This is a genomic window from Dictyobacter sp. Z7_2 (genome assembly GCF_057551105.1).
The window spans coordinates 265193-289660 of sequence record NZ_BAAJPE010000001.1; the positions used below are offsets into that span (position 1 = coordinate 265193).

12 protein-coding genes are annotated in these 24468 nt (G+C 53.8%); 1 reads left to right on the forward strand and 11 read right to left on the reverse strand.

What is annotated here, in order from left to right; all coding sequences use genetic code 11:
- Positions 1–27: 27 nt before the first annotated feature.
- The 4 genes from AC27N8_RS01090 to AC27N8_RS01105 all read right to left on the reverse strand — a co-directional run bounded on the left by AC27N8_RS01090 (position 28) and on the right by AC27N8_RS01105 (position 3947).
- A complete protein-coding gene (locus AC27N8_RS01090; protein WP_487063072.1) occupies positions 28–2181 on the reverse strand; it encodes a protein kinase domain-containing protein in 2154 nt (717 codons plus the stop codon).
- Positions 2182–2737: 556 nt separating this feature from the next.
- On the reverse strand, positions 2738–3031 hold the full coding sequence (locus AC27N8_RS01095; protein ID WP_487067885.1) for a hypothetical protein: 294 nt from the start codon (positions 3029–3031) through the stop codon (positions 2738–2740).
- Positions 3031–3363 (reverse strand): heavy metal-binding domain-containing protein, encoded by a 333-nt coding sequence (locus AC27N8_RS01100; protein WP_487063074.1) that lies wholly within the window; start codon positions 3361–3363, stop codon positions 3031–3033. Before AC27N8_RS01100 ends, AC27N8_RS01095 begins: the two co-directional genes overlap by 1 nt.
- A gap of 23 nt (positions 3364–3386) precedes the next feature.
- Positions 3387–3947: a helix-turn-helix domain-containing protein gene (locus tag AC27N8_RS01105; RefSeq protein WP_487063076.1), complete on the reverse strand. Its 561-nt coding sequence runs from the start codon at positions 3945–3947 to the stop codon at positions 3387–3389.
- Positions 3948–4151: 204 nt separating this feature from the next.
- Between AC27N8_RS01105 and AC27N8_RS01110 the strand changes: the two genes are divergently transcribed.
- Entirely contained in the window at positions 4152–4433 is a 282-nt protein-coding gene (locus tag AC27N8_RS01110) for a DUF1294 domain-containing protein (protein WP_487063078.1), read from the forward strand.
- Between the two features lie 377 nt (positions 4434–4810).
- Here AC27N8_RS01110 and fxsT read toward each other — a convergent pair whose 3' ends face one another.
- From fxsT to AC27N8_RS01145, 7 genes are all read right to left on the reverse strand, one after another.
- Positions 4811–7657 carry an FxSxx-COOH system tetratricopeptide repeat protein gene (gene fxsT / locus AC27N8_RS01115; protein ID WP_487063080.1) on the reverse strand — a complete coding sequence of 949 codons (2847 nt, stop codon included), beginning with the start codon at positions 7655–7657 and terminating at the stop codon, positions 4811–4813.
- Positions 7658–7863: 206 nt separating this feature from the next.
- Positions 7864–15363, reverse strand: coding sequence for an amino acid adenylation domain-containing protein (locus tag AC27N8_RS01120; protein WP_487063082.1), 7500 nt, complete (start codon positions 15361–15363; stop codon positions 7864–7866).
- A gap of 70 nt (positions 15364–15433) precedes the next feature.
- Positions 15434–15712 (reverse strand): acyl carrier protein, encoded by a 279-nt coding sequence (locus AC27N8_RS01125; RefSeq protein ID WP_487063084.1) that lies wholly within the window; start codon positions 15710–15712, stop codon positions 15434–15436.
- 16 nt (positions 15713–15728) lie between these two features.
- On the reverse strand, positions 15729–17210 hold the full coding sequence (locus AC27N8_RS01130; protein ID WP_487063086.1) for an amino acid adenylation domain-containing protein: 1482 nt from the start codon (positions 17208–17210) through the stop codon (positions 15729–15731).
- Positions 17207–18337, reverse strand: a complete 1131-nt coding sequence (locus AC27N8_RS01135; protein WP_487063088.1) for an acyl-CoA dehydrogenase family protein — start codon at positions 18335–18337, stop codon at positions 17207–17209. The genes AC27N8_RS01130 and AC27N8_RS01135 overlap by 4 nt, the downstream gene beginning before the upstream one ends.
- Before the next feature lie 20 nt (positions 18338–18357).
- Complete coding sequence (locus AC27N8_RS01140; protein ID WP_487063090.1) at positions 18358–19704, reverse strand: NAD(P)/FAD-dependent oxidoreductase; 1347 nt, start codon at positions 19702–19704, stop codon at positions 18358–18360.
- A gap of 21 nt (positions 19705–19725) precedes the next feature.
- A complete protein-coding gene (locus tag AC27N8_RS01145) occupies positions 19726–24468 on the reverse strand; it encodes an amino acid adenylation domain-containing protein (RefSeq protein ID WP_487063092.1) in 4743 nt (1580 codons plus the stop codon).

Sequence of the window (24468 nt, forward strand, 5' to 3'; positions counted from 1 at the left end):
AAGATATACGCACATTCACCATATTTATCAGTCACTATACACATTGAGGACACACGTTGAAGTTGTTGGCGTACCAAGATCGACAGCCAGCACACCTACGGTTCCATAGCTTGAGGAACTGTCCTGTAAATTGATGATGGGTACCCCATTCGCCGAAACCATGATTTGATTACCCTTGGCAATGATTGTGAGATGGTTGGAGACATTATCTCCTCTTCTGATTGCCAGACTGAAACCACTTGTCAGGCTCCCACCGGAATTCTCTAAATCATAGTGACCATCCGTCCCGATACGCATGGTATAGTTTTGACTCTCATTACTACGAAACAGTACCCCACCTACATTGCCTTGAATCACAATATCGGCCTCGATTCTTACATCGGCGACAGCGATCTGTGGAACATAGGCAAGCATCACGGTATTGAACCTGGTTGATTGGGCTGAAATCGTGTTCGAGTAGAGGAGTCCCGACGTCGGGGTTGGTGTTGGTATTGGTGTTGGTATTGGTGTTGACGTTGGTGCAACAGTCGGAACACTTGTCGGCGTTGGTGGCGCAACGTATACTGGTGGCGCAGTGGGGGTCAATTTCGGTAACGCAGTGGGAGTTGGCGTTGGCAACGCAGTAGGAGTTGGTTTCGGTCGCACGGTAGGAGTTGGTTTCGGTGATGCCGTAGGAATGGGTTTACTGGTCGCAGTCACGGACGGTCTAAGTCCCAATGCGCCAACCGGTAACACAGGTGTTTGAGCAGTGATTATAGCCAGCGGGGATGATGTGATCGCGGCCACAGCGAAGGCACGATAAAGTATGAGGCTCACGATCATCACGAGAAGTAACAATGCTCCTGGTACTATTCTTCTAGTAAAAGCTCTGCCCCGCATGTACGCCAGCGACGTCGTGAACAGATGCGCTGCATCTTTTATGCTTCTGGCCTTCACGCCTGATGCTGATGACACTGTTGTTGAGGAAAGCTGTTTTGCGGCAGGTGTGCCTACAGCCGCAAGACCATCATCAGGCATATCTGCGTGAGGAAGTAAAATGATATCCTGCGCGTAGGCAGGCAAAGAAGTCTGTTTGCCTGCTTCAACTGGCTCTCTGAGTACAGCATCAACTGGCTTCGCGGGCAGTAACGATTCGCCTTCGCTGACCCTTTCTGTTCGGAGTTTATGAAGCTTTCCCGCGAGAGATACTCGAGCTAGCGAAGCAGGTATCTGGTGTACTGACCTCGACAAAGCCACAGGTATCTGATGTACTGATCTCGACAAGGACTCTGGTATCCGGTGTACTGATCCCGACAAGGACTCTGGTATTGGGGGTGCTAATAGCCGTGCCATACGTTTGGCTCGCAGGACCGGTATCACTGAGCGTGCGGAAGATGTGGCAGTCAGAAGCTCTGACAAAAGGGTGCTGATGTCGACATGACGTTGAGCGGGCTCTTTGCTCAGCCCTTTAAGAATGGCCTGCTCCACCAGCGGCGGGATATCAGGAACAATTGAAATGAGTGGAAGTGGTGCGCTTGATTGCTGTTGCTCTTTTAACGCCTGTGGATCGTTGAGCGTAAACGGAGGATATCCTGCCAGAAGCTCATACGCGATACAGCACAAAGCATATTGATCGCTCAACGGACTACTTGTACCTGCGAATTGTTCCGGTGCCAGATAGCGATAGCTCTCGCTCGCATGTTCATTGTTGCTATCCCAGGGGGCGGGATGGATAGAAAAATATGGATCTGCCAGGAGCGCCCGCCCACGAGCATCGAAAAGAATATGTTCAGGTTTCAACTGTCCATGTATCAGATTGTGCTCATGAAGATAGACAAGCCCTTGCCCCACCTGGACAATGATAGCTATAGCCTGTGGTATCGGGAGGCGCTGGAGATAGGCACGATCTAAACGCAGGCGCAGCGAACCATCAGGTAAATATCCACTGACAATGTATGCCTGATCTTTGTCTGCACCCGCCTCGATGACCGGCACAATCGGCGCGTTGCTCAAAAGGCGAAACATTTCAGCTTCTTGTACGAATTTTTCCTGCGCTGCTCTATTCTCGAAGCCAGGTTCATGAAATATTTTCAAGACAAAGGAACGTGCTGGCCCCCTGTCTTGCAACGCCACAAACGTCGTGCTCGTTCTATGGTGTGCCAACGTGTGTGTAATGATATAGTGCAGAAAATGCTGAGACATTCTGTACTTCTCCTTCAATGAGCCGCATGATCTTTTTCATCCATAGGGATAGCAAGGGACACAATTTTTTGTCGTCAATACACTCTAAGTCGTCAGAACACTCTCATTTGCAGGCATGATTCCTCCATTGCCAAAGATAGCGCGGCTGTCCTGGCAACGAACCATCCCTGTATCATTGACGCGATCGTGATGTGATCGCCCTTATCGTAACGTAGTCATACAATGATTGGAAACAGCATTTCTTTCTTTTATAGCCGAACGCGCACTACTTGTCAATTTTTTAGTATTATTTTGAGAATTATCCTCTACATCATTGGTACATCTGTACTCATGCGCCATTCCTGCGGGTCAGAAGACGCTACCTGGAGGAGCAACGACCAGTTATTGGCGCGACTTTTGAGCTTACATACCTGACGTTCCTGCCAAATAAAATGGTGAGACTACACATGAAAAGCATCAATAGATCATATTGATCATATTGATGCTTTTCATAGCAATATTATTTGTCCCCGAATGACCTTGTCGCGCACCAATCAGATGCGCTTCATTTTGCATGTCATTTTATCACCTCGCGATACTCGCGCTCACCCGTTATGGGATTGTAGAAGACCTCCATGAGCCGTTGGGTCGTAGGATCAACGAACCGCTCCCCGGTGAACTGGAAGTCACCCTGGGTTCGATCTACCTGCCTGCGGTATCTTTGACGCTCAAAAAGCGTGGCACTCACCAGAATGAGACCGTTAATCGCCAGATACGCAACCAGAAAGACGCCAGCATGGACCAGGAACAGCAACACGGCCGCTCCAACCAGGTAGAGAAACCCATACCCAATGAGCACCCAGCGCAGCATCACGCACCCTCGCTCTCCGGCTCAATCACGACCGCTGTGCCATAGGCCACGATCTCGCTCATCGTACTGCCCACTTCCGAGGAATCAAATTGCATGCGCACAACTGCATTGGCCCCCATTGCAGTCGCATTTCGAACCATTCGATCAATCGCATGACGGCGCGCATCTTCCAGCAGTTCAGTGTATTCCTTAATCTCGCCACCTACCAGGGAGCGCAGACCTGCCATGATGTTGCCTCCTAGACCTCGGCTACGCACCACTACGCCAAAGACCTGTCCCTTGGTTTCCACCACGCGATGGTGGGCGATTCCTTCAGTGGTCACAATATGCATCTCTAGCTCCTTCTCTTTCTCTTTCAGTATGGCTGTTCATCGTTTTTTTGCCTTTCTTCACTCTCAAGTTCAGGGATGAAAATAGTGCTGAGCAGACGTCGGCGGCGACCAGGAGCTGGTTCTTGCTTAAGCCAGGGCAACAGGACAGCGTTGAGTTCCTGGACAAATTGGACAAACTCTTCATCACTCAAGTATATTGGGAACTGATGATATCCGATATCCGCAGCATAGCCATTTTCTTTGAGATCAAGGTAACGGGCATGGTCACCGATTAACTTGGAGACAAAGACAAGGAAGTACTGCGACAATTCGTCTTTCGAGGCACCAGCAATCTGCTCAAGACTCAGAACAGTTGGAGCATCCGAGAGCGTATAGACCTTTTCATGTAAGGTACCACGGACAAGACGCTCTTCAACGATGCGCGTGATTCCGGCATCAGTGAGCAGATTAAGATGATGATAGAGGGTCGCCTGAGCTACATCTTTCAACTCAGCCGCAAGCTGCTTGGGCGTAAGCTTCCTGTTGGTGAAAGCGATGATCATGCGCAACCTGATAGGATGGATAATCAAGTCAGCTCTCGTCATAAAAACACCCTTCATTACAAAATTTTAGAACATTATTAAATGCAATAATACTACAGCATTCTGAAAAATGCAAGAAAGCAGACCCTATCCCTTGTATTCATCTCAGACGTGAGGAGGAAGGGACCAGTCAATGCTCAGGATGGTATACTACCTGATAGACAAACACAGTTGTGCTTGTCTGTTCCAAAAAAGACGAGGGAAAACGTGTATTTCTTTCTTGCGTACTTACTTGTAATAAACATACTCACATTTGTCATCTATGGTCTGGATAAGCGTTCCGCTATCAGGGGAGAGCGCAGAGTTCCAGAAAACGTCTTATTGTTCCTGGCCTTTGTTGGTGGGACTCCTGCCGCCTATGCTGCGCGGGCCTACTTTCGACATAAAACGATCAAACGCCCCTTCATCACACGGCTGCGGTATATCCTCATAGTCCACATAGGAGTTGTGGTACTCTCACTGCTGTTCTTTTTCCGTGGACAGCCATAGCGCACCAACGAAGGCACACAATTTTTATGACACACAGAAAACGATACATGTATACGAAGGGAAGTCTATCGACATACATGATCTGATGCTTGAGGCCGTACACCTCAGACGCACTTTTGGCGACAAAGAAGCTGTGACTCTGGTTCTCCTGTTCATCGTCATCTGGAGCCTACGTCGTCAGGCTGCCGCGGCTGCCACCATTTAAGCTGATAGCAATAATGTAAAGTTGAACCTGGCCTGACAAAAGAAGAAGGAAGAGCACCCTACAACGATATAATCTTTTCTCTGTGGATTTCAGGGAAATTCGATTCGAAGAATACTTCAGACCCTCGCCCCTTCTGATACATCGATACTTCCAAGTGTCAGGCCTTCTACTCCTAAGGAGCATTCACCAGGCGGTTATAGGCTGCCTGGGCTGCCTGTGTTTTGGTATGTTGAGGGCCAAAGGCTTGCGCACGGATCTCCTGCGCTCTCTGATATAGGGATGCGGCCTCCAGCAGCCTGTCCTGAGCCTCACGCAGGGCCGCCAGATCATAGAGGACCTGCGCCGTATCAGGATGGTATTGCATAAAATGGCTATCCCAGATCTGCAACGCACGCTGATAGAGCGTCTCTGCCTCCTGCTCATTTCCCTGGAGCTGGCGCAGCTTGCCCAGAGCATAAACGGTCTCGGCCGTGTCAGGGTGATCGTCTCCCAGCTGTTGTGCGCGAATAGAAAGTGCGCGCTCAAACAGAGGCTCAGCCTGAGCAAACTCCTGCTGCTGCCGATAGAGTTCTCCTAGCCCATGAAGGGACTCAGCAGTATCTGCATGCTCGGACCCGAGGTGTTGTATGCGGATGGCGTATGCCCGCTCAAATAGGGGGGCAGCTTCGGCCAGATTGCCCTGCATGAGGGACAGAGTGGCCAGATTATACAGATTGCGCGCAGTTTCGGGATGTTCCGCCCCCAGACGTTCCGCGATGATGGACATGGAGCGCTCATAAAGCGTGGCTGCCTGCTCGAATTGCTCGCGCCCCTGATAGACGAGAGCCAGCCCTTGCACGCTCATAGCTGTATCGGGATGGTCAGATCCCAGGCGTCGCTCAAGCATCGAGAGCACCTGTTGGAAGAGCGCTTCGGCCTTATCAAACTGCCCCTGGCGCCAGTGCAGAGCAGCCAGATTATGCAGGCTCCTGGCAATAATCGGGTGATCGGGCTCCCAGTGGAGCTCTTTGATAAAGAGGATGCGCTCAAATAGGGGAATAATTGGCTCAAATTTGCCCTGTTGCCAGTAGAGGAGAGCCAGATTATGCAAGCTAGCCCCGACGTCGGGGTGCTCCACACCGAGAATTTTTTCGCGGATTGTGTATGCGCGCCGAAAGAGTGCTTCGGCCTGTTCAAGCTTGCCCTGCCGAAAATTAAGCAGGCCCAGCCCTGTTTGTGTGGTTGCTACTTCCGGCTGCTCTGGCCCCAGCAGGCGCTCGAAGAGCGCGAGTGCCTCAAAATGAGCAGGCTCGGCCTGCTCAAATTTCCCCTGCTCAAGGTAAAGATTGCCCAGTCCCAGAAGAGACGTCGCTATCTCTAACTCGGGCAGAGTGTCCCGCATGGTCAGAGCACGCTGAAAGAGCTCTTCGGCCTGCTCAAACTTGTTCTGCTTAAGGTGAATTTCTCCCAGGCCGTTCAGGGAGAAGGCAAGGTTGGCCTCCTGATGCTCACCGGGCAGTTCCTGGATACGTATTGCCTGTTGGTAAAGCGGCTCGGCCTGCTCATAGAGCGCGTGCTCCTGCAAGTAGCGCGCACTCCGCGAGAAAAGGTTCGCTACTTCCGCAAAGGTGAGGTCGTAGTTTTGCACCAGGACGCTACAGACCTGGGCTTGTGACAGCATACGTTGACAGCCTGACCATGTGGCTATCTCCACTTTTGCGGGAAAGACGCTATTGGTCGCGTGCACGGCTCTCTCTGCCCATTGACGTTGTGCACTCTCCTCCATTGTGTCTTTAAGTACTTCCTGGACCAGACGATGCAGGCGTAGTGTTCTGGTCTCAGCATCGCGGTGCATCAGAGAGAATTTAAGTAATTCTCCGATTGCGTCATTGAGCCCCAGAGGGCTGGCGGCGATCGGGCTCAAAATAGGACCCAGGTGCGTATATCCTTCCAGAAAGAGCTCTTCAGGGATGGCATCCGGCTCTAAAAAGCTACAGATGCGCAGGAGATCGGCTGCGGCAGGATTAGCATATTCAATCTTGCGGAAAGAAAGCGCCCATGTTGTTGCAACCGGCTCTGGATGATCCGCCGCAAGATTGCCGCGACGGCGCAAGAGCTCTTTGCGATGACGCTGGTAAAGCTCCAGATAAGCAGAGAGGCCACAGCCTGTTTCCTCGATATAAGCACCAGCTTGATCCAGCGCGAGTGGCAGGAAGTCGACCGCCAGCACAATAGCTTCTGCGGCCGCAAGATCTTTTTCGTCAGCCTCTTCAAGCGCTGCTGTAGGTGCGAGGAGCCTGGTGCGACGAAGGAGAAAGAGTGTCCCCTCAGCCATGCCCATTGTTTTGACTTCGATCGGCTGCGCCAGCGAGCCCCATGCCTGCGCGCGACTGGTAAGCAACAGATGTCCTGGACGTTCAGGCGGGATAATATCGAACACCATTGTCACATCATCCGCGTTATCCATAATCCAGAGCCAGTTGTCATGTGACATAAACCACTGATTGACGGCCCGCTGCACTTTTTTCTGATCCTGTTGTTCCTTGCGTTCAGGGAGTTGTAGAAGATCCGCGATCGCATTGAAGTCGGCCTGTAAGGTCTCGCGCGTCGCCGCATTGGTCCAAAAGATGAAAGCATAATCTTGCCGATAGCGATAGACATATTCGAGCGCGATCTGGGTTTTTCCGATGCCCCCCAGGCCACTGATCGCCAGTGACTGAGTCAGCGCCATGGTATGTTCTTGGTGAAGCTGTGCGTGAAGAGCTTCCAGGATCTCTTCACGTCCGGTAAAAAAGGGGTTGCGCCCATGAGGAATATTCCAGAGTTGAGAAGGTTTAAGCTCTTCAAGGTCTGAGAAGAGCTGTTCCGGAGTGAGTTGAAAGAAGCGGCATAATTGTAAGCGAACATGTCCCTGGGGGACAGCCTGACCCTGCTCCCAGCGGCTGATACTTTTGGGCGAGATACCCAGCTCATCAGCCAGAGCTTCTTGCGAGAGCAGGCGGCGTAAGCGTTCCCGGCGTAAACGTGTTCCAAGACTCATGAATAATTCTTGACCTTCCTTGTAAATTTCCCTCTACTTAAATCCTTTAAAGATTACAGTATAGGAAACTTTGTTGAAGAAAGTCAATATTATAGCTACACATCTCCTTGTTTACTGCAAAACGAGATTCTTAGCATTGCATAACCTGGAACACTGACGTAGAGAGCTCTCTCTGTTGCCAATGCAGGAAAAAATCTCATATTTCCTCATTTCATGCCTTTCACCGGACCCTGAGCGGAAGCGCGCTGGACGATGCTTCCTAGAGCCTTCGCCAGATCTTCTACATAGGGTGGACGCATAATGCTGTAATGGTGACCTGGAATAGCGATTACTTCAACGCCTCCACGCGCAAATTTACTCCAGCCCAGATCCCAACTCCTCGGCGGTGGCGTTGCACTGCTCCCACTCTGGTCCTGCGCGTCCTTTTGGCTCCCTTGCGTGGGGACGGCCTCTTCCGGCCTGAGCACGACCAACCTACCCATATAAGGCTCTGGTTGGTAGTTTAAGAGGGCACGTGCGTGAGTCTGATAGAGCAGTGCATGCACGCGTACGCGCTCGGGCTCCATGTCAGCGGGCAGCAGATGCTGCGTTGTGAGCTGCTCCACCAGATCGGGTGCCCCCTCACTGCCATCCAACTTATCAACGATGTCCGCTTCCATCGGTACCTGCAACAGTCCGAGCGCATAGAGCAGCGTTGCCACGCGATCATTGGCCAATTCCGCATCCATTGGACGATCGGCATCTGCACTGATCAGCGTAGTCAGAGCAATCTGTTTTCTTTGAGCGTGAAGCTGGCGTGCAACTTCGAACGCGACCGTGCCGCCCATGCACCAGCCGCCAATGATGTATGGCCCTTCTGGTTGCACACTCATAATCTCCTGAATATAGTAAGCTGCCATATCCTCGATACGCTTGAACGGTGGCTGTTTCCCATCGAAGCCACGTGCCTGTAGACCATAAATAGTGAAATCATGATCGAAGGCTTGAGCCAGCGGATTGTAACAGAAGATGTGCCCGCCAAGCGGATGGATCAGGAAAATGCGCTGCTCGCGGATCTGTTGTGTCGCCAAGGGCACCAGCGTGCTTTCGGGCTCCGCTTTGTGTAGTGTCTGCGCCAGTTGCGCGATGGTTGGATACTTGAAAAGCATGGTCAGGGAGGGCTGCACGCCCAGGCGCATATGAATGCGATCCATCAGACGCACTGCCTTGATCGAATCTCCGCCCAGATCGAAAAAGTTATCCTCGATACCGACCTGATCAACGCCCACGATCTCAGACCAGATCTGCGCTAGCGTCTCTTCAAGCGGCGTAGTAGGCTCAACATAAGGTGTCCCCTGAGCGGAGCGGCTCAGATCTGGCGCGGGCAGGGCATGCCTATCTAGCTTGCCATTCGGCGTAAGCGGCAGGGCATGCAACGTGACGTAGGCGCTGGGGAGCATATATTCGGGCAGACTCTCGGCCAGGAATGCAGGCAGCATTGTCGACCATTGTTGCTCAGCTCCGGCCTGTGTGGAAGCCTCAGGTACGATATAAGCCACCAACCGCCGATCTCCCTGAGCATCTTCCCAGGCCGCTACCACGGCCTCGCGTACAGCCGGGTGCTTCCATAGCGCGGCCTCGATCTCGCCCGGCTCAATACGGTAACCTCTCATCTTCAGTTGGAAGTCACTGCGTCCAAGCAGGTCTAGACGGCCGTCAGGGAGATAGCGGGCGATATCGCCTGTCTGGTAGAGGCGCGCGCCCGGCTGAATACTGAAGGGATCAGGGATGAAGCGCTCAGCGGTCAGATCTGGACGGTTGAGATAGCCACGAGCCAGTCCTTCTCCTCCAAGGTACAGATGGCCCGCGACTCCCGGCGGAACTGGCTGCAAATAGGCATCGAGGATATATCCTTGCGTATTACCTATCGGATGCCCAACTGAGACAGCCGTTGTATCTGGATAAATCTGCTGTGTCGTGCTCCAGATGGTCGTTTCCGTTGGCCCATACATGTTATAAAGTGATCCAGTGAGTTGACCGCTGAGCTGCTGTGCCAGTGCGGATGGGAGTGCCTCACCACCAACAAGCAATTGACGCAGTTGACCCAGACTCTGTTTTGACTGAGGCTCTGCCAGGATAATCTGTGCCAGAGACGGTGTAACCTGCAAATGTGAGATGCCCTGCATCGTCATCTCCGCGGAGATGGTGATAGGCTGTGGCTCTGCCTCTGTATCTATCTGGCTCCGTTGCACGACGCTATCCAGCAGCGGGCGATATTTGTCCTCCGAACTGGCCATTTGTGCCACGCTGTGCACGGGCGCCTGCTGAGTAAGACGATCAGATTGCAGTACCACACGCTGTCCATGGGTAAGCGGCCAGAAAAGCTCCAGGACAGAGATATCGAAGGAGATACTGGTTACCGCCAGCCAGTGTGCCTGCTCCTCTGTGCCGATACGCTGATTCATGCCTGTGCAGAAGTTGAGCACATTGCGATGTGTAATCATGACTCCCTTTGGCCGCCCCGTGGAACCTGAAGTATAGATAACATAGGCGAGGTTGGAGGAGTTGACTGCACACTGTACATTCTCTGTAGGATAGTTGGCAAGGTCGAAACGGAGCTGATCCAGGTAGAACACGTTGATGGGTAGTTCCGCCACCACGTCCTTGAGGCGCGGCTGTGTGAGCAACGTGTGAATCTGCGCGTTTTCGATAATGAAGCGCAGGCGTTCCTGCGGAAATTTGGGATCGAGCGGGACATAAGCTCCGCCTGCTTTAAGGATGCCCAGCGCTCCAATAAGCATATCCAGCGAGCGCTCGTGGAGCAGACCTACAAGCGTATCTGGTTGTATGCCCTGCTGTTGCAGAAAGTAGGCCAGCTGGTTCGTACGACGGTTGAGCTCGCCATAGGTCAGTTGCGCATCTGCGGACACAAGCGCGATGGCATCAGGTGTGCGCGCAGCCTGCTCCTCAAACAACTGATGGAGGCAGCGTTCCCGCGCGTAGTCCAGCTCCGTCGCGTTCCATTGCGCGACGGCGAAGCGCCAGTCGCTCTCCGGCAGCAACACAGCCGTTTCATAGTGCGCAGCTGGCTGCGTGGCCATGCTTTGTAGAGTATTGAGATAGTACATGCTAATCGCTTTGATCTGGGAGCGGGAGAGCTTCATCGCGTCGTATTTCAGGGTCAGTGATAGCTGTTCATTGGAGAGCGCGTGATTGAAGTTGACGGTAAGCGCGAAGTTAGTCTTCTCGAAGAACTCGCTATCGACGATCTTAACCTCTTCCAGGGCTGACAGGCGATGGTAGACGTGGAAGTGTCGATAGTCGAAGTAGATGTCGAAGAGGGGAGCGCCGCCGTTCTCTTTCTGGATCTGCGCGAGAGGATAACGCCGGTGTGGCCAGAGCTCCTGTTCTGCTGCGAAGATCTGGCGCACAAGCTGCACCCAGCTACCACCTTGTAGTTGCAGACGAAATGGCACTGTATTTAAGAACAGACCCAGCACGCGCTCGCCGTCGTTCCCTTCGGCGCGCCCATTAGTGACCAATCCCGTTAACACATCGCGCTGCCCGCTCAAAAGGCTCATCACACGCATATGAGCGGCAAGCAGCACACTCTTAAGAGGCACGCGTGCCGCACTGGCGATATTGTGCAGGCCGTTCATGACCTCCTGGGGCAGCGCTATTTGCAGCTGGGGCAACGGGCTGGCCTCCTTTTCCGCCTGCAAGGGCGTCCAGGTCGGCAGCGTGATCTGCGTGTGATTCTCGAGCATCTGCTGCCAGTACGTACGAGCTTCCTGCGTGTGGAGGGCCTGCTGCTCCTGGTAAACGAAATCACGATATGATGTTGCCGGTTGCGTGTTGTGTAGCGCATTCTCTTCAACAAGCAACGTTTTATAGGTTTGCATAAGCTCAGTGATGAGTGTAGCCACACTCCAGCCATCGAGGATCGCATGATGGAAGCTCAGTGTAAGCTGGAAGCTCTCATCCGTGCGCACGTGAGCCTGGAACTGCAAAAGAGGAGCTCGCGTGACATCGAAGCTCTGTCGTTGTTGCATAGCATTCAAGGTATGTAAAGCGCTGGCCTGTTGTGTGGGCGCAACGTCGCGCATATCCTGGCATTGCAGAGGCGTGGTCACCTCTTTATACACCAGTTGCAGCGGCTCCGAGAAGCGGCTAAGCTCGAACGACGTACGCAGAATAGGGTGGCACTGTAACAGGTACTGGATTGCCCGACTGAGCTTGCCTTGATCAAAGCGTCCCTGTACATGCAGGCTGAATACATCGTGATAGGCCAGCGCGCCATCCGCAGCGCTGTACTGACCGTGGAAGATCATGCCCAACTGAAGCAGCGTCATGGGATAGGCATCGTCAAGCCCTTCAGGCAGCAGCGCACGATCCTCTGCTTTGAGCATCTGGAAGGACACAATGGACGGAAGCTCTTCCTCAAGCGCGTCTGTGGGCTGAAGGACAGAAATGAGCTCTGCAATGGATTGATGCTGGAAGAACTGCTGGACGGAAAAGAAGATGCCGACCTTCTGAGCAAGGCTCTTGACCTGGATGGTGCGCAAAGAGTCGCCGCCCATCTCAAAGAAGTTATCATGGATACCGACGCGCTTGATGCCTAATACCTGTGACCAGATGCGAGCCAACTTGATCTCTTGCGGCGTTACGGGAGGCACATAGCTTTGCTCCAAAGTAGTGAGCATATCCGTAGGAGGGGGCAATGCCTGGCGATCAACCTTGCCATGCTGCGTAAGCGGGAAGGATGGCAGGGTGATAAAGTACGCCGGTATCATATAATCTGGCAAGGTATTCTGTAGCGCGTGCCTGAGATCGGATGATGATAGCTTGGCCTGTGCTCTGGGAATGACATACGCGATCAGGCGTTTGTTCTCTGCCGCATCCGAATGAACCACAACGAGGACTTCCTGCACATCAGCGTGGCGAGCAATGGCGGCCTCGATTTCGCCCAGCTCAATGCGGAAGCCACGGATCTTGACCTGATCATCGGCGCGTCCCATATATTCGATATCACCATTGGGCAGGTAGCGTGCCAGATCACCGGTGCGATAGAGGCGCGCACCGAGCTGATCGCTAAAAGGATGTGGAATAAAGCGTTCGGCGGTCAACTCGGGACGATTAAGATAGCCGCGTGCGACTCCCGATCCTCCCACATAGAGCTCGCCCACCATGCCCACGGGCACAGGATTGAGATAGGGATTGAGGATATAGACCTGCAAATCCGGGATAGCAGCTCCGATCACGCTACGCGGGTTGTCGAGGATATCGGCGGCCTGCAAGCGTCTGTAGGTAACATGAACCGTGGTTTCGGTAATGCCGTACATATTCACGAACGCGAAGGACTTTGCCTCTGCCTCCTGCGCCCAGGGAGCAAGTTGGCGCGGATGCAGAGCCTCGCCGCCGAAGATGACGGTGCGCAGGGAAAGATCCGCACGAGAAGGCGTAGGCTCCTCGATCTGTAAAAGCTGCGCGAAGGCGGAGGGCGTCTGGTTCAGGACAGTGACGGCACGTTCCTTGAGCAGCGTATAAAAGTGTGCGGGCGTGCGGCTAACCCAGTATGGTACAACGACAAGCTGTCCGCCGTGTAAAAGAGGCCCCCACACCTCCCAAACAGAAAAATCAAAGGCGTAGGAGTGAAAGAGGGTCCATATATCGCGGGTGCTAAAGTTGAACCAGTGTTGAGTTGCCAGGAACAAGCGTACAACGTGAGCATGGTTAATCATGACGCCCTTCGGTGTTCCCGTTGAGCCAGATGTGTAAATGATGTAAGCCAGATTTTCGGGCCGTACCTGCGGCAGTGCTCTATCAGGCGAGGACGGTGCCAGATCCTGAAGCTCGGTGAAGGTAAGCACCTGTCCATGTAATGGCGTCATCTGTGCGTAGGATGCCTGATCGGTCATGACCAGCGCAACATGGGCATCCTCGATCAGCAGGTTCAGGCGTTCCGTAGGATAATGGGGATCGAGTGGTAGGTACGCCCCACCTGCCTTGAGGATACCCAGTATCGTCACAATGAGTTCAAGTGAGCGCTCCATTGCCACACCAACGATGACCTCTGGCCCTACGTGGTAATCTTGCAAGATCTTGGCCAGGTGGGTTGCCTGCTGATTAAGTGCCTGATAAGTTACTGTATGCTCGGCAAAATGAATGGCGGGTGCATCTGGCTGCCGAGCGGCCTGCGCAGCGAATAATTCGTGCAGGCTGCTATCGGTCGCGTACATTTCTGTGTGCGCGTTCCACTCTTTTGTCAGCAGAGTATATTCCTTGCTACTGACAAGGTTGAGATCGGCGATAGGTTGATCCGGATTGGCAACAATGCTTGTAAGAATGGTCTGGAAATGCTGCACCATATGCTCAATAGTAGCTTCAGTGAAAAGATCGCTATTATATTCAAGTACACCGCCCAATCCCTCATCGCTATCCATCAGCATGAGCCGCAGATCAAACATGGTAGTTTTCGCGTCCACACGCGTTGACTCAATGGAAAGATGTGGTAATTCCAGCGAGCCTTTCGGCATATTTTGCAGAGCAAAGATAATCTGGAATAGAGGATTATAGCTAAGATTGCGTTCAGGCTGGATCTTTTCGACGATTTTTTCAAACGGAACATCCTGATGATTGTACGCGTCCCAGCACATTTCGCGCACGCGTTTGAGCAGGGCGCGGAAGCGTGGATTGCCCGAGAGGTCTCCACGCAGGATCAGTGTATTGACGAAGAGACCAATCAGATCTTCAACGTCGCTTGATCGGCGATTGGCCTGTGGCGTGCCGATGGGGATATCGGTCTGGCGAGTATAGTGCTGCAGCAGAGCGAAAAAAGCGCTCAGGAGCAGCATAAACAGGGTCACATCCTCGCTACGGCTCAGCGCCTTCAACGCCTCACTCAATCGTAGGGGCAGCGCGAACTCATAGCGTGAGCCTTGGAAGCGCAGCACCGCCGGGCGAGGATAGTCGGTGGGCAACTCCAACGGAGTCGCGGGGATGTCTGCCAGTTGCTGTTGCCAGTAGGAGAGTTGCTGCTCCAGCGCGGCACCTTGCAGGGTACGGCGCTGATCAACGGCGAAATCTATGTACTGGATAGAAAGCTCCGGCAGATGAGCGGAGCGATCTTCGCTATAGGCCGCATAGGACGTTGAAAGCTCGCGACTGAAGATGCCAATTGACCAGCCATCGAAGACTATATGATGGAAAGTGAGCAATAGAATATGCTCATCAGCGCTCTTCTGGAGCAGGGTAACGTGAAACACGGGACCGTGTTCCAGATCAAACGGCTGGCTGGCTTCGGTAGCTGTCAGGCGTTTCAACTCGGCGTCGCGCTGCTCAGGCGTCACGCCAGTGAGGCGGCGAGGCTGAAGCGCAAGGGGCGTGAAGGGCTGAATATATTGTACTGGCTGTCCATCTTCAGCCATATAGATGCTGCGCAGGATCTCATGGCGCTCGATAATGGTATTGAGGCTACGCTCAAGCGCAGCCGTGTCCAGGAGGCCAGATAAGCGAATGGCAGCCGGCAGGTTATAGGTAGCGCTTCCTGGTTCCAGTTGATCCAGGAACCAGAGGCGCTCCTGGGCAAAAGATAGTGGGAAGGGACCAGATCCGCTCTGGCGCTGGATACGCGCTCCTGGCTGCGGCGCTTTCTGCGCGAGCTGCCGTTCCAGAAGAGCGCGTTTCTCCGGGGAAAGCTTATTCAAACGATCGAAAACGTCTTTCATTCTCTTGCCCTCAAGTTCTATCTCTGTTTTGATGCGTGAAATGCGTAAAAATCGCTCATCGCAGGCTGTTTTATACTTCTTGATTTGACGCAGATGCCAATGACAGATTGCGCATGATCATGTCAGTCACCGCACCGATATTGACAAAATTGCTCGCGACGAGCTGTGAAGCTGGAATATCGGTATCAAAGCGCTGCTGAATAAAGGTCACCAGGCGAATAATCTCGATAGAGTTGACCAATCCCCACTCCAGGAGGGGCGTCGAGGCATCCAGACCGGTGTTTCTGCCATCCAGGACCTGCTGAACAAAGTACGTCTGCACAATTTCCAGAACATCATCGCGTTTCATATCTACTCTCCTTTTTTTATTTCATGCTCATAGTTAATAAGGTTTGCATATCGACTTTGCCGTTTCTATTGTGCGGCAACTCTTGCAGAACTTGCACTGCATCAATGATCATGTAGCGTGGCAAGCGTTCGGCGCAGTGACGCTTCAGATCTAAAAGCGTGGGTATCTCCTCCAGGCTGGTAGGCACAACAAAGGCTTTCAAACGCGCATCGAGGCCGGCACCTGTGACCATCACAGCTACCTGTTGGATAGCGGGATGTTGTGCGAGAACGGCTTCAACATCACCGGCCTCGATACGGTGTCCACGCACTTTCAACATGTGATCGAGGCGGCCCAGGTACAGGTAATTTCCATCAGCAAGCAGGCGTACAAGATCTCCGGTAGCGTATGGCTGCTTGCCATGAGGGGGAAGACCCCAGTAGCCGGCCATGACCGTCGGACCCGTAACCATCAATTCGCCCTCTTCATCCGCACGTGCGATGGTGCCATCGTCCTTCTGGGCCCAGACAGTATCGCCTGAGCAGGCTGTGCCAATGGGCACCGGCTTTTGCCAGTCGTCTGCAAGGTGCGTGACCTCATAGCAGGTGCAGACATTGGTCTCTGTAGGGCCATAGAGATTGCAAAAGCGCACATGTGACCAGTGCTGATACAGCTTACGCAGATGCTTGATGGGAAAGGGCTCGCCAGCAAAGAGCAAAGCACGTAGCGCGGGTGCCGTCGTATTCAGCAGTCCTCCCAGATCCATCATCAGAATCAGCACGGAGGGCACCGAATACCAGACAGTGATCTCCTCTTTAAGCAGGAACGCTACGAGTTGCTGCGGCGCGTACGAGAGACCATCCGGGATGAGGTGCGTCGAGGCTCCTGCATAGAAAGCGGCGTAGAGATCAAGCACTGAAAGATCAAAATGTAGGGGTGCGTGGTTGGCAAAGCGATCATGCTCGGTCGCCCCAAGCATCGTCGCGGCCCACTCGATGAACGCCAGCGCATTGCGATTGCTGATACAGACGCCCTTTGGCCTGCCGGTTGAGCCGGATGTATAGAGGATAAAGGCGATGGCATCCTCGACGGGTTCCGGCCAATCGCCTGCTATCTGCGGGAAAGAGGTGAGATCGACCTGATCGATGCACAGGTACGTGATCTCCTGTGGATCATCCGCCTCAAGTGTGATGGCCTGCTGCCCCGTTGTCATCAGCACACGCATCGCGCAATCCTGGACAATGGTGCGGATGCGCGCGGCCGGATTGAGCGGGTCCAGCGGAACGTAGATTGCATTCAGGCGCAGGATCGCCTGCATCGAGGCAACCGTATAGACGGACTTGCTCAACCAGATACCAACGCGATCTCCTGCGCGCACGCCTGATTGGGCCAGCGCGTGCGCGAACTGATTTGCCACTTGATCGAGTTCGCGGTAGGTGAGGCGCGTAGAGGAATCCTGAACTGCCAGGGCATCGGGCCTGCTACGGGCGCTCTGTATGACCAGATTGCGTAAACTCATAACGTTAACTCACGTGCGATAATGTCGTACTGCATCTCCGATGTGCCCGAGAAGATTGTCGCGGGCAGGGCATCGCGTAACATGTTCTCGATCCCGTATTCACTATCAATACCCAGAGAGCCATGCAGGTGAATGGCATCCAGGCCACTCATGATCGCGGCCTCACTCACGGCCAGCTTGGAAAGCGCGATATCCAGCACAGCGCGCTGCCCCTGGTCAAAGCTCCAGCAGGCGCGATAGAGCAGCAGGCGTGCGGATTCCAGACGCAGCTTCATCGCAGCGAGGCGATGCGCGACTGCCTGATGCTTGATCAGAGGCTTCCCGAATTGATAGCGCTCTTTTGCATAGCTGATGCTGCGCTCGAGCTGACGCTCCATCTGCCCCAGGTACGCTGCGAAGAGGCAGGCTCGTTCCCATTGCATGGATTGTGTGAAAATTTCCGCGCCCTGTCCCTCACGCCCAAGCCGGTTGTTTGTGGGCACACGACAATCCGCAAACGTCACTTGACAGGCGGGCGTGCTGGTCAAGCTACCTTTCTTGAACGGCTCTCCCACCAGCAAGCCGGGCGTGCCCTTTTCCACCACGAAGCCCGTGATACCCAGGTAGCCGTGAGCCGGGTTGGTGACGGCATAGACGACGAAGAGATCGGCGACCGGCCCATTGCTGACATAACTTTTTTTGCCGTTCAGGACATAGACATCTCCCTCGCACCTGGCCTGGGTTGAGAGCGCGAAGATGTCTGAGCCCGCCTGCTCTTCTGTAATTGCGTTAGCTCCGATCAGAGAGCCATCGCACAGAGGCGGTAAGAGGCGATCTTTAACCGCCTCTTCCGCGTATTCCGTGATTGGCATGGCGCAGGCAAAAAGATGCGCTGCCAGCGAGAAGACGAGCCCCATATCCTCGCAGCCCCTGCCGAAAGCCTCAATGATATGCGCGCTGGTCAGAGCGTCGTGGCCTTCACCTCCATAGCGTTCGGGCACACTGAGGCCAGGCAGATGCAGTTCGCCGCACTGCTGCCAGTCCTCGGGCGTCCAGAATTGCTCCGGGCGACGCGGAAAGGCACTTCTGGCCTGCGTAAGTATCTGCGTATAGTAGTCATCCTGTTGGGGCGACCACGAAAAATCCATCTTTCCCTCCTTGAGAGACCTTAGTACGCTGGCGAGAAGGCATTGCCAGTCAGCTCACCCAGATAGCGATGCCAGATATGATCTTCGTTGCGCTCGACCTCGCTGACGATGCTCTGCATTTTGCGCAGCACAGGCGGATTATCATCATCGTAGACATCGCCCTGGAGCAGCTTGATCACATCCAGACGGTAGCGCTCATCCTGCACAAACGCTGTAAAGAGTGCGTTGAGGCGATAGTAGACGGTAATAAAGTCGTACCAGTTTTTAGTGCCACGGCGCAAGGTCGTCTCGAACGTCTGGAAGCGTTGCTTGCCAAAATCGCCGCTCTCCGCCGCGCGGATAATATCGGCGCTGGCGAAACGCGAGCTGTTGAGGGCGATACTGACGCCTGTGGAGAAGATCGGATCGACAAAGCGGGCCGCGTCGCCAACCAGCACAAAATTGTCGCCACAGATCTGTTTCATCGCGTAGCTATAATCGCCCTCTTCCTTCAAAGGACGCAGCTGAGTCGCGTTGCGTAGGAGCTCGGCAATCTCTGGACGGCTCTCCAGGCATTGCCAGAAGAATTCTTCGCGCTCCTGCTTCGATTTCGCGAAGTTCTTCTTCTGCGTGACGACACCGATGCTGGTGACAGTCTCGCTGATGGGTATCTGCCAGATCCACGAATTCATCAATGGCAAGTGATGAATGAAGATGTAATCGTCCAGCGCCGCACTTTTAGCCATTACCCGGCGATCGTAGCCTTCAAACCAGGCGTGGATAGCGTACTGATCGAAGACCTTATCGTGGATGCGCAGCTTTAATTGATTACCCAGTAGCGTGCGACGTCCACTGGCATCAACGACCATGCGCACATTAACATGGAGGTCTTTTTTGCCTAGCGCGAAGTTAATACGCGGACGCCCCGGCTCCGAGAAATCCACGTTCTGAACGCGTATGCCTTCATAGACGTTGGCTCCAAGGCCATGCGCGTGCTGTAAGAGCAGCAGGTCAAATTTGGCCCGGTCCACGTGGAAGGTATAGTTGCGATCAACGCCAGGCTGTTCGCGTTCTTCAAAGCGTATATTCACGTGACAGTCGGGCGAAAGGCCCTCCCAGCTATCGGTATAAACCGCTCCCTTGCCATTGGTAGTCCAGGCGCCGCCGTATTTGTGTGGAAAGCCAGCTTTATCCAGCGTCTCAAGGAAGCCGATCTCTTTGAAGACGCGCGTTGAGGCTGGCACAAAGGACTCGCCGACGTGTGGACGCGGGAAGAGGTCGCCTTCGAAGACGACGCAGGAGAGCCCGGCCTTCGCGATATAGGAGGCCATAGAGGCACCAGCCGGACCACCACCAATAATACCAATATCAAAATCAAAATCGCTCATGTACATATCCTTTACTGATAACTAATTATTGTATTCGTTTTGCCCGCGAACTATGCTTTCCATCGGCTTTTCCGCCTCAAGCGTTTCCAGCAGCAAGGCGGCCTGTTCGCTATCGATCTGATCCATCTGCGCCTGCAAGACTACAAGGGCCAGATCAGCAATGGTAGGCATCTGGAAGATGCTGATCAAGGGGATCTCGACATCGAAGACGGCGCGCAATTGCACGACGAGTTGAATAGCGAGTAAAGAGTGACCGCCTATATTGAAGAAGCGATCATAGATACCGATGCTAGCGAGATCTATTCCCAGCAGATCAGACCAGATCTGCGCGATCATCTCCTCCTCTCTATTGCGTGGTAGTATACGGTCTGTATCTGAAACAGTCTGAGACAGATCCAGATCCAACAACGCCTGCCGGTCAATCTTGTTATTCGCTGTCAGTGGCAGCGTGTCCAGGATGACGAAGAGCGAGGGCCGCATATATTCTGGCAGCAGATCTTGCAGGAAGGCACGTAGCTCCTCAAGCTCGGGCGACGTATCGTGTCGGGGGATCAGATAAGCGATCAGACGCTTATCGCCGCCCGGCTCATCCTTTGCCAGTACGATAGCTTCACGGACCTCTGGATGACGCCGTAGAGCGATCTCTATTTCGGCCAGTTCGATGCGGAAGCCGCGAATCTTGACCTGGAAATCGACCCGGCTCAGGAATTCGATATTGCCATCGGGCAGAGCACGTACCTGATCACCAGTTTTGTAGATCCGCTCTCCTGGCATCTTGCCAAAGGGATGTGGCAGAAAACTGGCCGCCGTCAGTCCGCTATCATTGACGTAGCCGATACCCACACCGTCGCCAGCCAGATAGAGCTCTCCGATGACGCCCGGAGGGACGAGCTGAAGCTGCTCATTGAGGATCAGCGTCTGGGCGTTGTAGATTGCCTTGCCGATAGGCAGAAGCGTGGTAATCTCCTGATCGGTGCCACGTGCGCGATAAAAGGTGTAAACATCGGTGCATTCCGTTGGTCCATAGGTGCTGACTATCTCTGTCTGCGATTGGACCGCGTCATAATAGCGCTTGATTTTCTGGCCTGGGATGGGCTCGCCGCCCAAAAACGCGTAGCGTAGCGTCGGATAATTACGCAGCGCGGCGTAATCGTCGTCATCGGCGACGGCGTAGAAAAGACTGGGTGTGCAGTTAAAAGCGGTGATATTCTGTTCGCGCAGCGTACGTGAGATCGCTGGAATATCCGCATTTTCCGCCGCGAGCAGGTGTACAGCGCCACCAACGATCAAGGGCACGAAGATGTTTTTCTGCGTGAGATCGAAGCTCAACGAAGAGATGATCAGCGTGCGATCGCTGGTCGTCAGCGTGAATTCCTTCGCGTACCAGTTGAGCAGATTGACGAAGCCGCGCTGCGAGATGCCTACACCTTTAGGCTGACCCGTTGAGCCAGAGGTAAAGATGACATAGAGAAGATGACTTCCATCCTGCGGAATGTAGCGTGCTCCCTGCCACAGCCCAGCCTCGTACGGTTCGAGGCTCTCCAGGGTGACGATGTGCAGGCTCGGCGTGCAGAAGGTGGTATCGACATGTTCCTGCGTTACCAGCATAGAAATGTTGGCAGCCGCGAGCATCGTAGTCAGGCGCTCTTCTGGATAGGTTGGGTCCAGTGGGATATAGGCCGCGCCCGTTTTCAGGATGCCAAGCATAGCGCTGACCATGCGGGGCGAACGCATCAGGCACAGGCCAACGCGCTGCTCAGGTCCAGCACCGAGCGTTTGTAGGCGGTATGCCAGACGGTTCGCCTCTTCGTTCACATAGCTGTAGCTGAGCTGAATATCATCGTAGACCACAGCGATGGCATCAGGCCTACGCGCCACCTGCTGCTCGAATAGGCGATGCGGAAGGTTCTCGGTATAGCCATGCGTGGCTCCATAGCTGGCATCAAGCATCTGGCGCCGCTCGTCCGGGGCGAGGAAATTGAAGCCCTTAAGCGACTGCTTTCCGTCCTCGATGAAGGCATCGATTGTGCCGATGAAGTGCTGCATGACCTGCTCATACTGCTCTCTGCTAAAGATGTCGCGGTGAAAGTCAAACAGCAATTGCAAGCTGCCCGCTTCGTCCATGCTGAGTATCTGCACATTCAAGCTATCACTGCCGTGCCCTACGTGATACCACTCGTAGTCCACCATATCCGGGAAGGTGATGTGAGGATGGTAGTTAAGCAAGACATCATAGGTGGCGTTGTTCAGGTTCGGGCTGGAGTAGGGCGAGTACTTCAGCACATCAAAGATCTCCGCTCTGACTTTCAGCAGGAGCGAGTGGAACGTCTCTTCTGGCTCGATCTCGATATGCATAGGCCGTGCTTCAGAAAATGGGCCGATGGTGTCTCTGAACGTGGCCGGTCGCGCCTGGAAGGGCGAGCCGATGGAGAGTCGCTGATTGCCGCTGACACGGTAGAGATAGGCGAAAAGCACGGCAGTAAAGGCCTGAAAGAGCGAGAGATCAAGCGTCATCAGAAAATCGGGTCCTGTCACCAGCTCACGCAGACGCCGTGTTCGTTCAACGCCCAGGCTACAGGGAACGCGCTCGATGAGCGTTGTGCGCTTTACAGGCGTCTTGCCGTAGAAGTGGATCGGCTCGGGCTGATGCTCTATTTTCTGTTGCCAGTACTGCTCAGTTGCGATGCCAGCAGGTGAAGAACGCTGTGCGCGTTCATAGGTCACGTAGTCCGCAAACTGGGTGTAGTTGACCTGAGCATCTTCCAGCTCTCCGCGCAGGGACAACTCATAGAAGTCGAGCAAGCGCTGGCAGAGGAGGGCTGTGGACCATTTATCGGTGATGATATGATGCTGAGCCAGGTACCAGATATAGCGTTCATCGCTCCATTTAAGCAGGACAGGATCAAACAGATTCTTGCTGAGATCAAAGATCCGCGTGCTGCGCTCCTGTAGCCAGCGTGGGAAGAGCGTTGCGGGATCTGACTCCTGCGTGAGATCGATGTATTCGACCGTGCTGGGAGTCGTCGCGAGGACACGCTGCATCGGCACACCATGCTGTTCTTCGACAACGATGCGTAGAATATCGACGTGCTTTGCCAGCTCTTGAAAAGCGCGTTGAAAGTGCGACGGGTCAATCGCTTTCGAGAAGGTGAAGAGGCTGATGGAGTTGTACTGCGGAACCTGTGGCTGCAATTTCTGCCCCATCCAGAACAGGAGCTGATTGCGCGTGAGATTAGAGGACTCCAATAGCTGTGCGGTATCTGGACTGCTACTCCTCTCTTCAGTCGCTCGCCTGGCTTGCGCACGCTCCTCTGTAATGATGCGGGTCAGATCTGTGCTGGTCTGTTCGGGATCAGCCACAACGCGTTCCAGCAGCGTCGTATAGTATCCGACCATAGTTGTTATCGTCTCGGGAGAGAACAAATCGGCGCGGTATTGAAACTGTACTTTCAATGCGTGCGCATCTTCCACGATACTCAGCAAGAGGTCGATATCAGCCATTGTATCCGCGATCTCAATCGGGGCAAGTTCGAGACCGGGAAGATGATGTTGCTGCTGATCCTGCTGATTAATCACGTAGTTAAAGGCAACCTGAACAAAAGGCATCTCGCCCATCTTGCGCTCGGGTTGTAGAGCCTCAACCAGCCTTTCAAAGGGGAGATCCTGATGTTGATAGGCGGCGAGTGTCTCTTCGCGCACACGTTTCACCAGTTCCAGAAAGGTTGGATTACCTGTCAGGTCCGAGCGCAGCACGAGCGTATTGAGAAAGCAGCCCGGCATGTTTTCCAGCTCGACATGGTTGCGTACAGAGATTGGCGTGCCGATAAGAATATCATCTTGCCCGGTATAGCCATATAAAAGGATATGGAAGACCGTCAGGAGGGTCATATACAGCGTTGTTTCCGTGTGCTGGCTCAGGGCACGCAGGCTATCCAGCAGAGGACCCGCGATGCTCTGTGTGTAGGTCGCGCCACGAAAATTGCGCTCCGTGTCATCCTTCTGGTCCGCGATGTCCAGCCGAGGAAGATCACCTGCGAGATGGGTGGTCCAGTAGTCAAGAAGCTTTGCGAGCCTGTCACCTTGCAGGTAACACTGTTGCCAGCTTGCGAAGTCCGCGTACTGTAGAGGCGCCTCTACCAGCGACGCAGGATTGTTCGCGCTGAAGTCGCTATAGAGAGTCGTTATTTCATGCAACAATATTTCATGCGAGCGATGATCATTAATAATGTGATGTATCACAACAAAGAAAAGATGCTCGGCTGGCCCAATCTGTAGCAGATGTACCCTGAATAGTGGTCCCTGGCTAAGATCGAACCGCTGATGGCTATCCTGTTGGACGTGTTCGATGGCTACGGCCTCGCGCTCGCCTGCTGGTAGCGTTTGCAGATCGGCGCAGGCGATGACCACCGGTCGTGGCTCCTGGATGACCTGGACGGGCACACCCTCTGCGAGTGTAAAGGTTGTACGCAGGATCTCGTGGCGGCGCACAAGCTCATCCAGACTCTGTTGCAGCGCCGAGATGGAGAGAGAACCCGTGATGCGCAGGGCGATGGCCAGGGCGTTATAGATCGAGCTCTCTGGCATGAGTTGATTAAAGAACCAGAAGCGCTGTTGCGCGAAAGACAGCGGCGCCGGCCCATCTGACGCACGATGAGAGATCGTCGTCAGCTCTGTCGACTGTTGCTGTTTTTTTGTATAGAGAGCCTGAAGAAGGCGATGCTTCTCAGGTGAAAGTGCAGCGATCCGTTCAGAAATTTTATCCAC

Excerpts from the sequence above, each read along its gene's own strand:
- AC27N8_RS01095 (WP_487067885.1), bottom strand. The coding sequence starts at position 3,031 with ATGCTGCGCTGGGTGCTCATTGGGTATGGGTTTCTCTACCTGGTTGGA.
- AC27N8_RS01100 (WP_487063074.1), bottom strand. The coding sequence starts at position 3,363 with ATGCATATTGTGACCACTGAAGGAATCGCCCACCATCGCGTGGTGGAA.
- AC27N8_RS01135 (WP_487063088.1), bottom strand. The coding sequence starts at position 18,337 with ATGGATTTTTCGTGGTCGCCCCAACAGGATGACTACTATACGCAGATA.
- AC27N8_RS01125 (WP_487063084.1), bottom strand. The coding sequence starts at position 15,712 with ATGAAACGCGATGATGTTCTGGAAATTGTGCAGACGTACTTTGTTCAG.
- AC27N8_RS01140 (WP_487063090.1), bottom strand. The coding sequence starts at position 19,704 with ATGAGCGATTTTGATTTTGATATTGGTATTATTGGTGGTGGTCCGGCT.
- AC27N8_RS01130 (WP_487063086.1), bottom strand. The coding sequence starts at position 17,210 with ATGAGTTTACGCAATCTGGTCATACAGAGCGCCCGTAGCAGGCCCGAT.
- AC27N8_RS01120 (WP_487063082.1), bottom strand. The coding sequence starts at position 15,363 with ATGAAAGACGTTTTCGATCGTTTGAATAAGCTTTCCCCGGAGAAACGC.
- AC27N8_RS01105 (WP_487063076.1), bottom strand. The coding sequence starts at position 3,947 with ATGACGAGAGCTGACTTGATTATCCATCCTATCAGGTTGCGCATGATC.
- AC27N8_RS01090 (WP_487063072.1), bottom strand. The coding sequence starts at position 2,181 with ATGTCTCAGCATTTTCTGCACTATATCATTACACACACGTTGGCACAC.
- fxsT (WP_487063080.1), bottom strand. The coding sequence starts at position 7,657 with ATGAGTCTTGGAACACGTTTACGCCGGGAACGCTTACGCCGCCTGCTC.